This window comes from Geomesophilobacter sediminis (genome assembly GCF_016458275.1).
Taxonomy (GTDB): Bacteria; Desulfobacterota; Desulfuromonadia; order Geobacterales; family Geobacteraceae; genus Geomesophilobacter; species Geomesophilobacter sediminis.
On record NZ_JAEMHM010000011.1, the window covers coordinates 182719 to 196986 of the forward strand.

The 14268-nt window shown below is 63.7% G+C and carries 11 protein-coding genes and 1 pseudogene; 8 read left to right on the plus strand and 4 right to left on the minus strand.

The window, feature by feature from the left end; translation table 11 throughout:
- Window positions 1–81 precede the first annotated feature (81 nt).
- Window positions 82–1392: a permease gene (locus JFN93_RS14805; protein WP_199384871.1), complete on the plus strand. Its 1311-nt coding sequence runs from the start codon at window positions 82–84 to the stop codon at window positions 1390–1392.
- Between the two features lie 154 nt (window positions 1393–1546).
- Window positions 1547–4699: a N,N-dimethylformamidase beta subunit family domain-containing protein gene (locus tag JFN93_RS14810; RefSeq protein ID WP_199384872.1), complete on the plus strand. Its 3153-nt coding sequence runs from the start codon at window positions 1547–1549 to the stop codon at window positions 4697–4699.
- A 102-nt stretch (window positions 4700–4801) separates the two neighbouring features.
- Here JFN93_RS14810 and JFN93_RS14815 read toward each other — a convergent pair whose 3' ends face one another.
- A complete protein-coding gene (locus tag JFN93_RS14815) occupies window positions 4802–5284 on the minus strand; it encodes a YMGG-like glycine zipper-containing protein (RefSeq protein WP_199384873.1) in 483 nt (160 codons plus the stop codon).
- 484 nt (window positions 5285–5768) lie between these two features.
- Here JFN93_RS14815 and JFN93_RS14820 point away from each other — a divergent pair, with 484 nt between their 5' ends.
- Both JFN93_RS14820 and JFN93_RS14825 read left to right on the plus strand, forming a co-directional pair.
- Window positions 5769–5975: a hypothetical protein gene (locus JFN93_RS14820; RefSeq protein ID WP_199384874.1), complete on the plus strand. Its 207-nt coding sequence runs from the start codon at window positions 5769–5771 to the stop codon at window positions 5973–5975.
- Between the two features lie 146 nt (window positions 5976–6121).
- Window positions 6122–6491, plus strand: a pseudogene (locus tag JFN93_RS14825) (YbhB/YbcL family Raf kinase inhibitor-like protein).
- A gap of 157 nt (window positions 6492–6648) precedes the next feature.
- On the opposite strand, the gene JFN93_RS14830 reads toward JFN93_RS14825, so the two are convergent.
- Complete coding sequence (locus tag JFN93_RS14830; RefSeq protein WP_199384876.1) at window positions 6649–7134, minus strand: ferritin-like domain-containing protein; 486 nt, start codon at window positions 7132–7134, stop codon at window positions 6649–6651.
- Between the two features lie 401 nt (window positions 7135–7535).
- On the opposite strand from JFN93_RS14830, the gene rbr reads away from it, so the two are divergent.
- From rbr to JFN93_RS14845, 3 genes are all read left to right on the plus strand, one after another.
- On the plus strand, window positions 7536–8111 hold the full coding sequence (gene rbr, locus JFN93_RS14835; protein ID WP_199384877.1) for a rubrerythrin: 576 nt from the start codon (window positions 7536–7538) through the stop codon (window positions 8109–8111).
- Window positions 8112–8232: 121 nt separating this feature from the next.
- Window positions 8233–8697, plus strand: a complete 465-nt coding sequence (locus JFN93_RS14840; RefSeq protein ID WP_199384878.1) for a DUF3015 family protein — start codon at window positions 8233–8235, stop codon at window positions 8695–8697.
- A gap of 124 nt (window positions 8698–8821) precedes the next feature.
- Window positions 8822–10705 (plus strand): Lnb N-terminal periplasmic domain-containing protein, encoded by a 1884-nt coding sequence (locus JFN93_RS14845; RefSeq protein ID WP_236021744.1) that lies wholly within the window; start codon window positions 8822–8824, stop codon window positions 10703–10705.
- A 165-nt stretch (window positions 10706–10870) separates the two neighbouring features.
- Here JFN93_RS14845 and glgX read toward each other — a convergent pair whose 3' ends face one another.
- On the minus strand, window positions 10871–12970 hold the full coding sequence (glgX, locus tag JFN93_RS14850) for a glycogen debranching protein GlgX (protein WP_199384879.1): 2100 nt from the start codon (window positions 12968–12970) through the stop codon (window positions 10871–10873).
- Window positions 12971–13352: 382 nt separating this feature from the next.
- Between glgX and JFN93_RS14855 the strand changes: the two genes are divergently transcribed.
- Window positions 13353–13820 carry a nucleoside 2-deoxyribosyltransferase gene (locus JFN93_RS14855; protein WP_199384880.1) on the plus strand — a complete coding sequence of 156 codons (468 nt, stop codon included), beginning with the start codon at window positions 13353–13355 and terminating at the stop codon, window positions 13818–13820.
- A gap of 232 nt (window positions 13821–14052) precedes the next feature.
- Here the strand turns inward: JFN93_RS14855 and JFN93_RS14860 are convergent, their stop codons facing one another.
- On the minus strand, window positions 14053–14190 hold the full coding sequence (locus tag JFN93_RS14860) for a hypothetical protein (protein WP_199384881.1): 138 nt from the start codon (window positions 14188–14190) through the stop codon (window positions 14053–14055).
- Window positions 14191–14268 lie beyond the last annotated feature (78 nt).

The following is a 14268-nucleotide window of genomic DNA, read 5'->3' on the forward strand; positions in this document are numbered from 1 at the left end:
AAAACTCCTGTGCTATACTCAGCGGCGCTTTCCCGCGGGCCGACAGGTTCGGCCCGCGGATCTTACCGCCGAGGTCTTTTCATGCCCTTCGCCATCGACACCGGCACGCTGATCGGCCTGATCGGGCTCGCCCCGCTCATCCTTTACGTGGTCCTGGTTTTCCGCAACGTCGACATCCTCCCCGCCACCGCCATCTGCGTCATGGTCGGGGCGCTTTTGAGCGGGCAGAACCTGATCACCCTGGGCCAGTCCTTCGCCAACGCCATGGGCTCCTTCCTCGCCCTGGTCGGGCTCATCATCATGCTCGGTCGCGGCCTGGGCGAGGTGCTGGAGGCGACCAAGGTCTCCCATACCATCGTGCACCGGATCATCTACGGGATCGGCGTCGACACCGAAAAAAAGGCGATGCTCGGGATCATGGCGGCCTGCCTGGTGATCGTCGGCCTTCTGGGGACGCTGGCCGGCGGCAACGCCATCATCGCCCCGATCGTTCTCCCCATCGCCGCGGCGGTCGGTCTTTCCCGCAGCACCGTCGGGGTGCTCTTCCAGGCGGTCGGGGAAGAGGCACTCATCCTGGGGCCATTCACCCCTCCGGTGATCACCCTGATCGGGCTCACCAAGATCGGCTACGGCACCATGCTCCTTTACGTCTCGGGCCCGGTAGCCCTCATCACCCTGTGCGTCACCTGGGTGATGGTGCAGAGGATCCAGCGCCAGACGCGGGATACCGAGCGCTACGAGCTCCCCGAGGAGATGGAGCGGTTCGTCCCCACCGCGCGGAGCCGGCGCGCCACCGTCGTCTTCACCTTGTGCTTTGTCGCCGCCGTGGTCTACGGCATCCTCGGCCAGGCCCCCACCCCGTTCGTCATCGTCATCATGCTCGGGCTTTCGCTGGTGACCGGACTCACCGGCGGGCTCAGCTTCGAAACCATCCTGAAACTGGTTGTGAAGGGGATGGCGGGAAACGTGGGGCTTTTCTTCCTCTTTCTCCTGCTCGATCCGTTCATCGTTTTCGTGCAGCAGGCCGGAGGGTTCGCGGCGCTCTCCAAGCTGATCCGGCCGCTCATGGAAATCGGCGGCAAGCCGGCGATCGTGATTACCGGCGGATTTCTCGGGGCCTTCGGCATCAGTGGCGCCACCGTCGCCACCATGAAACTTTTGCACGAGATGTTCGGTTCCCTCCTAGCGCGCTACGGGGTCGCCATGATCTCCTGGTCGCTCGCCCTGGTGGTCGCCACCCGCGTCAACAACTTCGTCTTCCCCGGGGCCAACATGATGAGCTCGCTCGGCTTCGCCGCCTCCAAGGACCTCAAATCCATGCTGCGCAACGGCTGGGTGGTCGCCTGCTGCCAGCTCACCTTCCTCATCGTCTACAGCATCTGCTTCGCCTGAACTTTCCCTCCCGCCCTCTTTCGATAACGACTTTCAAATCCGTTACATGCTGCTAATCTTTTAGCAAACCTGACGGCTCCCACTCCTGCTGTCCCTCCCCTGCCCGTTCTCCCGGTTATTTCCAACCATCCACCCATCACTAAGGAGGAACGACATGAACTTCAACGTTCCCGCAAGCAGCATCCGGGCGGTTACCGCCTGTCTCGTCGCCGCCTGCATCTTCCTCGCCGCGCCCCGCCCGGCAGCGGCCAGTTGCGCCGCTCCCGCCAACCCGATCGAAGGAGAGAACTGCCTGGTCGGCACCCCCCAGTCCACCTGGGATCTCCCCACCAAGGACGCCGGCGACCTCACCATCCAGGGGTTTGCCACCGACATCAGCGTCCCGGCCGGGGGGACCGTGTTTTTCAAGCTCAACACGCCGGCCCGCTCCTGGCGGCTGGACATCTACCGCCTGGGCTACTACGGCGGCAACGGCGCCCGCATGATCACCTCGATCACCGGCAGCACGGCACAAAACCAGCCGGCCTGCCTCTCGGATCCCGCGACCGGGCTCGTCGACTGCGGCAACTGGAGCGTGTCCGCATCCTGGAAGGTCCCGGCCAGCGCCGTCTCCGGCATCTACCTCGCCAAGGCCACCCGGACCGACACCGGCGGGGCGAGCCACATCGTCTTCGTGGTGCGCAACGACACCCGCAATTCCGCCATCATCTTCCAAAGCTCCGACACCACCTGGCATGCCTACAACAACTACGGCGGCAACGACTTCTACCAGGGGCCCCTGTGCAACGGTACCTACTGCCGCGCCTACAAGGTCAGTTACAACCGCCCCTTCCTGACCCGAAGCGTCGAGCCGCAGACCTGGCTCTTCAACGCGGAATACCCGATGCTGCGCTGGCTGGAGGCCAACGGTTTCGACGTCAGCTACAGCACCGCCCTGGACAGCGACCGCAACGGGACCCTGCTTTTAAATCACCAGGTCTTCCTCTCCAACGGCCACGACGAGTACTGGTCCGGGAACCAGCGCACCAACGTGGAGGCGGCGCGCGCCGCGGGGGTGAACCTCGCCTTTCTCAGCGGCAACACCATCTACTGGAAGACCCGTTGGGAAAACAGCATCGACGGGACCGCCACCCCGTACCGCACCCTGGTCTGTTACAAGGAGACCTGGGCCAACGCCCCGATCGACCCGGCCGACCCGCCAACCTGGACCGGCACCTGGCGCGACCCGCGCTTCAGCCCCCCCGCCGACGGCGGCCGCCCCGAGAACCTTCTGACCGGAAGTCTCACCCGGTTTGCCGACAGCTACCTGGGGGGGCCGATCACGGTGCCGCAGGCCGACGGGAAGATGCGGTTTTGGCGCAACACCTCCCTTGCCACGCTCGGCTCCGGGCAGACGGCATCGCTGGCGCCGGGAACCCTGGCCGACGAGCTGGACATGGATGAGGACAACGGTTTCCGCCCGGCGGGGTTGATCCGCCTCAGCACCACGCCGGTCTCGACCTCCACCGCCTGCCTCCTGGACTATGGCTCCACGGTGGGTGCCTGCTCCACGACCCACAACGTGACCCTCTATCGGGACGCCAGCGGGGCCCTGGTCTTTTCCACCGGAACCTACGAATGGGCCTGGGGGCTCGACGCCAACCACGACCGGACGAGCCTCGGCTCGACCACCGATGTCCGGATGAAACAGGCGACGGTGAACCTCCTCGCCGACATGGGGGTCCAGCCGGCGACCCTGCAGTCCGGGCTGGTCGCGGCATCCCCGTCCACCGACCTGACCCCGCCCACCTCGGTTATCACCTTTCCCTCCTCCGGCCTCTCTTTCGCCCCCGGCTCCAGCGTGACCGTCACCGGAACCGCAACCGACAGCGGCGGGGTGGTCGGCGGGGTCGAGGTCTCCACCGACGCCGGGCTCACCTGGCACCCGGCTTCCGGGCGGGGAAGCTGGAGCTACGTCTGGACCCCGGCCAGTTCCGGTCCGACCACGATCCTGAGCCGCGCCGTGGACGACAGCGGCAACCTCGAGAGTCCCGGCACCGGTGTAAACGTAACGGTAAGCGGCAGCACCTTCGCCTCCCTGTGGCCTTCAGCGTCCCCGGGGGTGGTCGATTCCGGCCCGGACAGCCCGGTGGAACTCGGGGTCCGCTTCACTTCGGACGTCAACGGGAGCATCGCCGGCATCCGCTTTTACAAGGCAACGGGCAATACCGGCACCCATGTCGGCAACCTCTGGGCCGCCAACGGCACCCTTTTGGCCAGCGTCACCTTCTCCGGAGAGACCGCCTCGGGGTGGCAGCGCGCCACCTTCAGCGCCCCGGTTGCCATCACCGCCAACACCCCGTACATCGCCTCCTACCACACCAGCACCGGGCACTACAGCGACGACCAGTTCTACTTCTCGGGCCGGGGCTTCGATGCCGTGCCGCTGCATGCCCCGGCGGACGGAAGCTTGGGGTTCAACGGTGTTTTCGCCTATGGAACCGGCAGCAGCTTCCCCAACCAGGGATGGAACGCGTCCAACTACTGGGTCGACGTGCTCTTCACGCCAGCTTCGACGACCGCTCCGACCCTCGTCTCCCTCTCGGTGACCCCGGCGGCGCCGACCCTGCTGGTCGGCACCACGCAGCAGTTCACCGCGACGGGAACCTACACCGACGGCAGCACCCAGGATCTCACCAGCCAGGTGACCTGGTCGACCTCCAACGCCGCGGTCGCGACCGTCGCAGCCTCGGGTCTGGCAACGGCCGTCGCCTCCGGCAGCAGCACCATCACCGCCACCAGCGGCACGCTCCGCGGCAGCAGCACGGTCACCGTCGCTGCCCAGATCAGCATCTGGAGCGCCTCGACCACTCCGTCGGTCATCGATTCCGGGCCGGACAGCGCCGTCGAGTTGGGCGTCCGTTTCACCTCCGACGTCTCCGGGTTCATCACCGGAATCCGCTTCTACAAGGCATCGACCAACACCGGCACCCATACCGCACACCTTTGGAGCGGCAGCGGCACCCTCATCGCCAGTGCCACGTTTTCGGGCGAGACGGCGTCGGGATGGCAGCAGGTAAATTTCGCCGCCCCGGTCGCGATCAGCGCCGGCACCGTCTACGTCGCTTCCTACCACACCAACAGCGGCCACTACAGCGACGACCAGACCTACTTCGCCACCAAGGGGGTGGACACCCCGCCACTGCATGCGCTGGCCGACGGCGGCTCCGGCTCCAACGGCGTCTTTGCCTACGGCTCGACCAGCATGTTCCCCGCCAGCGGCTGGAGAAGCTCCAACTACTGGGTCGACGTGGTGTTCCACCCGTAGCAGCTGCCGCCTGAGCACGGCTAAAAAAAGAGCCCGTTTTCCCAACCGGAAACGGGCTCTTTTCGTGTGGGTCTCCCCTCAGCGGGGACCCGCCGGTGCGGTTCAGCGCGGCGGCGGTGGCGGCGGAGCGGGGGTCAGGTTGGCCGGGAGCACCCCCGGGATCTGGTTTCCGTAGGAGTACATGCACTGCTGGTAAGCGATGTCGAACTGGCGTTGGGCTTGGTTGCCGCTGCTCTCGGCGGCCTCGCTCCCGGAGGCGCTGCCGACCAGGAGCCCTCCCCCGGCGCCGAGTGCGGCGCCGGTACCGGGGTGCCCGGTCACCGCCCCAAGGACCGCCCCGACCCCGGCCCCCACGGCGGTGCCGACCGCTGAGCTGCGGGCCATGGCGCGGTTTGCCTTCTCCTGGGGCGAGATCCCCACCTGCTGGGCCGCCCACTGCCGGCAGCGCGCGTCTTCGAGGTTGAACTGGTCGAAACTCTTGCCCGGGGCGGGCAGCACCATGACGCTCGGACCGGTCGGCCGGGAGGCGCATCCGGCCAGCAAAACTGCCGCGAGCAGCGGGACCGCAATGATCTGCATGTTCATCGGTATTCCTCCTCGTCGTCGATTTCCGGGGGCGGGGTCGTCACCGAGGTCCCCCCCCTCGGGGCAGCGCCGCACCCGGGGATAGTACCCTTTCGGGTTGCGGCGGTAGTACCAGCGGCCCTGCGCGTCCGGATTGTCGGGGTGTTCTCATGCCGCACCTCGGCATATGAGAATTTTCTACAGCGCAACAGTGTACTGCCACAAAAAACCGGCGCAAAGACGGCCGATAGTCCGGGACCAACTCCGCCGGCCGGCGCCGGCCAAGGTCGTGCAGCACCCGCCCTGACCGTTTTCGTTGTCTTTTCAAGTCGTTGTGGCATTACAAATTCGCCGGCACGGTTTGACTTTCAACATCACGTCACTAGAATCGTAGAGGGTCAGGCACCTGTTTCACCAATCCAACATCTTCCCCAGCGATAACGGCCGGAAGAGCACCGAGCCGAAGACAACCAAGAGGCTGGGGCAAGAGGGAACCGAGGACGCCATGTCCGAGTTGACAGTTGATGACGATGGTTTCACCTGCGTATGCGGCAACCGGAACGAATATCCACAGTACGTCAAGGAGCACTGGGGGGTGAGGCTGTCATTTTCCTGCACCTGCAGCAGGAAATACATCCTCTTTCACGGCTCCGTCTACCGCAGCGTCGTGGACGCTCCGGAAATCGTCGACAGCGAGGCCTTCGGCGACTGAGCCAACTGCCGCACCCGTTGTTGGGGCGCCCCACCGCCCTGCGGGGGACGGGGAGTTGCGTGCCGCGCTGCCGTCTCCAAGGGAGGATTCATGGCTGACAAACCGAAATTTCCGCCTGCGACGGCGATAACTTCAATCCGCACCTGATGATCCACGGCGTCCCGGAGCAGGCACGTTCCCTGGCACTGGTGCTGGAAATCCTCGATGCGCCGGCGGGGAGCGAATGCCACTGGGTGCTCTGGAACATCCCGCCGCAGACCTCGGAGATCCGGGAGCACGTCCTCCCCTTTCCATACCGAGGTCGGGATCAACAGCCTGAAAAAAACGGGCTACAGCGGTCCGTGTCCTCCTTCCGGAATCCAGCGTTACGTCTTCCGCCTTTACGTCCTGGACCGGAAACTGGAACTTCCCCCGGAGGCGGGGCGTGAAAAGCTCGAAGAAGCGATGCAGACGCATATCATCGCCACCGCCGAGCTCGCCGGGAGCTACGGACGGACCAACGAAGGTCCGGTGTAACGGCCTCGGCTCGGCGCCCGGCGCCGCCGCACCGGGGGTGACCGTGCCGGGGGAAGCGCCGCTTCCCATCCACAACAAAGGGCCCAGCGTGATACGACGCTGGGCCCTTTGTTGTTCCCGGTTGCGGGGGGGTCTCCTCAGTGAAGGACCTCCCTCATCAGAGATCGTTGAGGTTGCTGAACTCGCCCGAGGCGAGGAAGGTACGCGGTTCCTCCACAAAACTGTAGATGTTTTCGATACGGGCCAGATGCTGCCGCTCCTGCTCGGCGATCATCAAAAGTTGCTGCCGCACTACTTCATCTTTGGTCCGGCTGGCCAGATCCTCGTAAAACTTGATGTCCTGCTCCTCCTCGTGGATCGCATGCAGGTAGAAGTCACGGTCGTTCTTCGTCGCAGCCTTAAGACCGCCCGTCCCCCGGAAGGGCCGGAAACCGCAGGCTTCAGCCCCCACCGGTCCCAGATCGCTTTTGCCGTTGGCCCCCATTTCCTTCATTTTCTGCAGGGTCCGCAGGTGCTCCTCCTCAGCGGCGGCCAGGATGGCGAAAAGGTTCTTCAATTCGGGGCTGGCACTCTCCGCCCTCATGTTCTGGTAGAATCTCCGGGCTTCATCCTCGATTTTTATGGCACAGTCAAAAACGTTCATTTAGTTGCCTCCTTGGTACTGCCAATCGCCTCCAACATATCCAATTATACCAGAACAAAATGACGATACGACAAGATGTTATCCCATGAAATAATATATGACCGTGACAGGAGGCGGTCATCGCCAAGACATTGCCCGAGCCGTTGCCGGGACGGATCACCCCGGTTGTCTTTCGTTGATACAGAGGGGTGCAATGCGATGTCAGACCTTGACACAAATTCTGACTATGTTATGACGTTATGCTCGACCCGTCCGTTGGCGCTTGCCAATCTTGTCCTTCTCCGTGACGGTCCCCGGACACCAGATAGGAAAAGTCGACGTCGGCATCAGAAAACGACCACCCGAAACAAGCAGTCAGCGCCGCATCCCGCGGCACCCAACTCATAAAAGGAGCACCAAGCATGTCCAGTATCAAGGGAACGAAGACGGAGCAGAACCTGCTGAAATCCTTTTCCGGGGAGAGCCAGGCGCGCAACCGCTATACCTATTTTGCCGGGGTGGCCCGCAAGGAAGGATACGTCCAGATTGCCGACATCTTCGAGGAGACCGCCAACCAGGAGAAGGAGCACGCCAAGCGCTTCTTCAGTTTCCTGGAGGGGGGCGACCTGGAAATTACCGCCACCTTCCCGGCCGGCCGCATCGGCAGCACCGCGGAAAACCTCCTTTCCGCCGCCAATGGGGAGCACGAGGAATACAGCATGCTCTACCCCGAGTTTGCCCGGGTGGCCCGCGAGGAAGGGTTCGCGATTATCGCCTCGATCTGGGACTTCATCTGCGTCGCCGAAAGGCAGCACGAAAAGCGCTACCGCGACCTGCTGCAAAACCTCGAGCAGGGACGGGTCTTCAGCCGTGACGAAGAGACGACCTGGCGCTGCCGTAACTGCGGCTATCTGCACCACGGCAAGAACGCCCCCGATGCCTGTCCGGCCTGCGCGCACCCCCGTGCCCACTTCGAACTCCTGGGAGAAAACTGGTAGTTTTCGGGTAACAAACCGCCGGCCCCGTCCCTTATTCCAGCGGGCTGCGTTGACACACCGATGTCAACGCCTAAAATAAACCAGCAGCATTTCATCCCACTGATACAGACAGGAGGAAACAATGAAAAAGCTACTTCTGGTTTTTGCACTCATTCTGGTAACGGCAGGCTCAGCATACGCCGACGCTCAACGCAACACGGGGTGCGGTCTGGGCGCCCTCATCTGGCAGGGCAAGGCGGAAGGCTCGATCCTTTTCGAGATCCTGCAGTCGACCACCAACGGGTCGACCGGAACCCAGACCTTCGGCATCAGCTCCGGGACTTCTCAGTGCACCCAGCCCGCGAAGGTGGTTAAAAACGAGAAGCTGAACGAGTTCGTACGGGCCAACATGGACAACCTGGCCAAGGACATCGCCGCCGGCAAAGGGGAAACCCTGTCGACCTTCGACGAGATGCTCGGGATTCCCGCCGAGCGCACCGCCGCCTTCAACTCGAAGCTTCAGGCTAACTTCGACCGGATCTTCACTTCCGACCACGTGGTCATGGCGGAAGTCATCGATAACGCCATCGCCGTTGGCAGCAACTAGCCGCGTGGCGTCTGCAGCAACCAAAAAGGTACACGGAGCGGTCCGTGTACCTTTTTTTCGTCCCTGGTTCCGTGGCGGCCGCGGTGGGCCAGCGCGGCGGTCCCGGTGGCCCGTCTTGCTGCCGATGCTCATGCTGCTGGCCCTGCCGTTGTGGGGCCGCGCCGAAACCTCCCCCCCGGAACCACGCACCGAGAGCGCCTACGCGGAACAGCTGGTCCAGCAGGCGCAAAAGATGGATCTGGATCGCGACCGGACCTGGCATGCCCTGCTCCATTACGCCGGCAGCGGCGAGCGGGTCCGGAGCCGTATCCCCGATCCCCGCTTTTTCCTCGCCCCTGAGGGGCGGACCGACTCCGCCGCGGAACTCGCCCAGACGCTGCGCAGCTTTTTCCTTCCCGGCGGAAAGGACGGCGAGCACGCGCTCTGCCGCTTCCCCGCCAGGTTCCAGTTTCTGCAGGAAAAGCTCCGGATCGACCCCGCCCGGCTCCCCGCCGTCACCTGCACCGAGCGCGACAGCCTGTTCGAGACGGTCGATCCCCAAGCCGCGGTCCTGGTCTTCCCGGTGGGACACATCAACAGCCCCGCCTCCATGTTCGGGCACACCCTCTTGCGCCTGGACGGCACCAGCAAAAGCAGCCTCATCTCCTACGCCGCCAACTACGCCGCAGCCGCCACCGACAGCAACGGCCTGCTCTACGCCTGGAGGGGGATCTTCGGCGGCTATCGTGGCTATTATTCGCTGCTCCCCTACTACCTCAAGGTCAAGGAGTACTCCGACCTCGAGCACCGCGACATGTGGGAGTACCCGCTCAAGCTCTCGCAACCGGAGGTGCGCCGGATGCTCGCCCATCTGTGGGAGCTGCAGAAGATCTACTCCGACTACTATTTCTTCGACGAGAACTGCTCGTACAACCTGCTCTTCCTCATCGACGCCGCCCGGCCCGAACTGAGACTCACCGACAAGACCGGTCTATGGGTGCTCCCCTCCGATACCATCGACCTGGCCCGAGCGGCCGGGGTCCTCGGGCCGGCGCACTACCGTCCGTCCCAGGGGACCAAGATCCGCCGGATCGCCGCGGGGCTCGACGCCCCCACCCGGGAGGCCGCCTACCGAATCGCCCGGGCGGAGCTTTCCCCCCAGGCGGTGCGCAACCTCCCGGTATCCGCCGAGGAGCGGAGACAATCGCTCGATTTGGCCGCGGAATTTCTCCAGTTTCGCTTTGCCCGCGAGGAGATCGGCAAGGAGGCGTATTCGAGGAACTACCTCAAGGTCCTGGCCGAGCGAAGCCGCATGGGAAGCAGCAGCGCCGCCGAAACCGCGGCCGAACCGGATCCGCCCGATCGGGGCCACGGTTCCTTCGCCGTCGGCACCGGGGCCGGAGTCCGTCGCAGCGACCCCTACCTCGAGCTGCGTCTGCAGCCTGCCTACCACTCGCTGCTCGATCCGGACCAGGGGTACCTCCCCGGGGCGCAGCTCAAGTTCATGGAAGCCGCCTTCCTCTACAACTTCGGAACGCACGATGTGGAGGTGAAATCCCTGCACCTTTTGGACATCGTCTCGCTCGCCCCGCGCGACCGTTTCTTCCAACCCCTCTCCTGGAAGGCGCTCATCGGCGCGGACCGGGAGGCGATGCGCGACGGCAGTGATGCGCTCCTGTTCCGGATCAACACCGGGGGCGGTTTCGCCCATGCCTCCCCGTTCGGGGGCATCGCCTATGTCATGGGGGAATTGGACTTCAACGCGGGAGGCAAGATCCGCGGGACGGCGACCATCGGTCCGGCACTTTCGGTGGGGGACCTGGAACAGATCGGCGGGTGGTGGAAGGTGCAGTTTTTCCTGCGCGGGGCGGTCTACGAGCTGGGCGACGATCGCTGGGTGTTGAAAGGAGGGATCAACCAGAGCTTCCGCGTGTCGCAGCAGGACACGGTGACCCTGGAAGTGAGCCAGGAGGCGGTGAACCGGCACGGGGTCTTCGAGGGGGCGTTGTTATGGAATCGGTATTTCTGACAGCAGGGCGATTGCCGGTCCGCTCGCGGGCCTGATCGCGCCAGGAATGGCGCTCCCACAAGGCAGGCACCAGCTCCCTTCGGGCAGAGGCACCCGCTCCCCGCCGGGCAGGCACCAGGTATCGTTACCTGACGACCGGCCCGGGGGGTGAAGAGCCTGCTGAGGCTACGGCTCCTTGGCCACCGCCACCAGCACCACGAGGGAGCGCTCCTTGACGAGGTACCCCTTGTCGGGCACCTCCGGCGCCTCCTGGAAGGGAAGGATATCGTCCGGAGAGACGAGCGAGGTATCGATGAAGCGATGCCAAACGCCGCCGGGGAGTTTCTTCGGGGAAGGGAGCCGGAAGTTGAGCGGTTTCCAGTAGGCGTTCACCATGTAGTGGAAGACGACGTTGCGGGTGCCGCTCCACGCGGTGAGGGCGATCGAGTGGGACTCGTGGCTCCAGTCCGGTGAGCCGAGGCGGACGCCATGCCATTCCAAACGGGCCTGGTGCAACAGTTGGTTCAGGGTAAGCCCGAGATCCTCCATGCTGGTGCCGTGCATCAGCCGGGCGTGGATCAGGTGCTGCACGAAGCGGTGGACGTCGGCGTGACGCTCCAGAAGTCGCCAGTCGAACCAGCCGATCTCGTTGTCCTGGCAATAGGCGTTGTTGTTCCCCTTCTGAGTCCGGCGCACCTCGTCTCCCATGAGGATCATCGGGGTGCCGAGGGCGAGGAGGGTTGCGGCGAGGAAATTTTTCACCTGGCGGTTGCGCAGCGCCTCCACCGCCGGGTCCGGGCTCTCCCCCTCGACACCGCAGTTCCAGCTCACGTTGAAGGTGGCACCATCCCGGTTGTCCTCTCCGTTGGCCTCGTTGTGTTTCCGGTTGTAGGAGACGAGGTCGTTGAGGGTGAACCCGTCGTGGCAGGTGACGAAGTTGATGCTCTGCTCCGGCTCGCGCTCCTGGTGGCCGTAGATGTCGGGGCTGGCCAGCAGCCGCGACGCAAAGCGCGACACCGACCCGTTATCCCCTTTGAAAAAGCTGCGCACGTCGTCGCGAAACTCCCCGTTCCACTCCGTCCAGCTGTCCCCGATGAAGCTCCCCACCTGGTAGAGCCCCCCCGCATCCCACGCCTCGGCGATCAGCTTGATTCCGGCCAGCGCCGGCTCCGACTCGATATCCCAGATGATGGGGGGATTTTTCAGCGGGTGCCCCTCCAAGTCCCGGGAAAGGATCGAGGCGAGGTCGAAGCGGAAGCCGTCCACGTGCATCTCGCGGACCCAGTACAAGAGGCTGTCGATGATCATCCGGCGCACCACGTGGTGGTTGGCGTTGAAGGTGTTGCCGCACCCGGAATAATCCATGTAGTTCCCGTCCGGGGAGAGGGTGTAGTAGACGTCGTTGGCAAAGCCGCGGTAGCAGAAGGTGGGCCCTTTGTGGTCCCCTTCCGAGGTGTGGTTGAAGACGACGTCGAGGATCACTTCGATCCCGGCGCGGTGCAGCGCCTTCACCATGGTGCGGAACTCGTTCAATGCGCCCAAGGGGTTTGGGTCCGAACTGTAACCGGCGTGGGGCGCGAAAAAGGAGACCGGGCTGTACCCCCAGAAGTTGCGCAGCCCCAGCGGGGCGTCGTTGGGATCGAACTGGAATACCGGCAAGAGCTCCACTGCGGTGACGCCGAGCTCCTGGAGATAGGGGATCTTCTCCATCAAGCCGGCATAGGTGCCACGCTTTTCCGGGGCCACCCCGGAGGAGGGGTGCTTGGTGAAGCCGGCAACATGCATCTCGTAGATGACGGTGCGGGAAAAGGGGCGCTTGAGAGGGAGGTCCCCCTCCCAGTCATAGCCTCGAGGGTCGGCAACGACGCTCTTCATCGCCTTGCCGACATTGTCCCCAGGGAGGCAGGCGGCGCCGCGGTCGTACCCTTTGGGAACCACCACCGCCCGTCCGTAGGGATCGAGGAGCAGCTTCTCCGGATCGAAACGGAAGCCGCGCTGGGGGATGAAGGGCCCGGAGACGCGATAGCCGTAAAGCTGGCCGGGACCGATCCCCGGAACGAAGACGTGCCAGTAGTGATAGGTCCGGTTCTTCCTCGGGTCCAAGACGATGACCCGCGAGGGGAGTTGGTCGTCAACGGCGTCGAACAGAAGGAGTTCGATTCCGGTGCAGTCCCGGGCGAAGACGCTGAAATTCACCCCGCCGTCGAAGACGGTAGCCCCCAGCGGAGAGGTATTGCCGCTGCCGAGGAGGGAGAGCTCACCTGCTTTTTCAGGAACCATTGCCATACCGTCGTTCCCCTCCGTCAATGAGATGCTGTGGCCCGGTCCTGCCGCTCGATCGTTCGACAACCGCCCATTGGTGGTATTGTTGAGACTTTTGGCTTTCATTTCATTATACCCTTAAAACCTGCCTTCAAGTTGGCGGGGTGCAGGCATTGCGAGCAGTAAGTACTGTATCGGCTGATATGCCGCTCGACATGAGACTGTATTGGGGATGACGGTGCAAGAACACGGTTTTTATATGGACAGGGATCAGAGCGTAGGCTAACATTAAAACCGCGAGCTGACCGGCTCTGCCTCCGCGTTCTATGAATACTTTCACATGCTTGAGTGAGATCTGGACTGCCTGAAACAGTAACCGGCATCGCCAAGCCAGGAGTTCGGCAACATGAAAAAGCTGTATCTCGCCTCCCCGCTCGGCTTCTCTCCCGAAAACGTCGCCTATCTCAACAAGATCAAGGTCAGGCTCGCCGCTCTGGGCTTCGAGATTTTCGACCCCTGGGATCAAACCCAGTTTAAGGACCGTATCGAGACGGCCCTGCGGCAGACCGACTTCAACGAGCGAGTAGCGCAGCTGCAGGAGGTTTCCCGGCAAATCGGGACGTGCAACGAGGGGGGAATCCGGTGGGCTAACTACGTCCTTGCGGTGCTCGACGGCGCCGAGGTCGACTCGGGCACCGCGGGTGAGGTAGGTTTTGCCTCCGCACTGGGTAAGAAATGCTACGGGCTGCGGACCGACCTTAGGGACAGCGGGGATTTCGTCGGTCTGCCGATCAACCTGCAGTTGATCCACTTCATCGAGCGCAGCGGCGGGAAGATCTTCCGAAGTATCGACGAGATCGTCATTCTCCTCTAGGAACTTGCCGCTTCCGCGCGGCTCGCGACGGCGAGCCCCCCTTCCGTTTACGCCTTTGCGATCGCGGCGCCGCTCCTTCGTCATGACGTGCAGCAACCTTCCTGCGATTTTCCCCAAAAGTACCCGGGCATCCGGGGTAAGCTCCTGTTGCGCATCGCCCGGCTGATAAGCCGCCGGCTGCGCGAGACCAACCGCCTCCTTGCCGAATCCCTGCACCACTGACGCCGCCGATTCATTCATCCCTTGCCCCGGCACGGTTAGCGGTTAAAACGCCCACCAGGCGCTGCGCCGCGTTGAGGTTCACGGCAGCCGCCAGCCCCCAGAGCGCTCCTTCCACCAATCCGCTCCCCAGCCCCACCAGAAGAATCAATACCCTTTCAAAACGCGTGCACCAGCCTATTCCTGTCCGGTACCGAGCCATCGCCGTCCGGCTGCTGCCGGTAGCAGT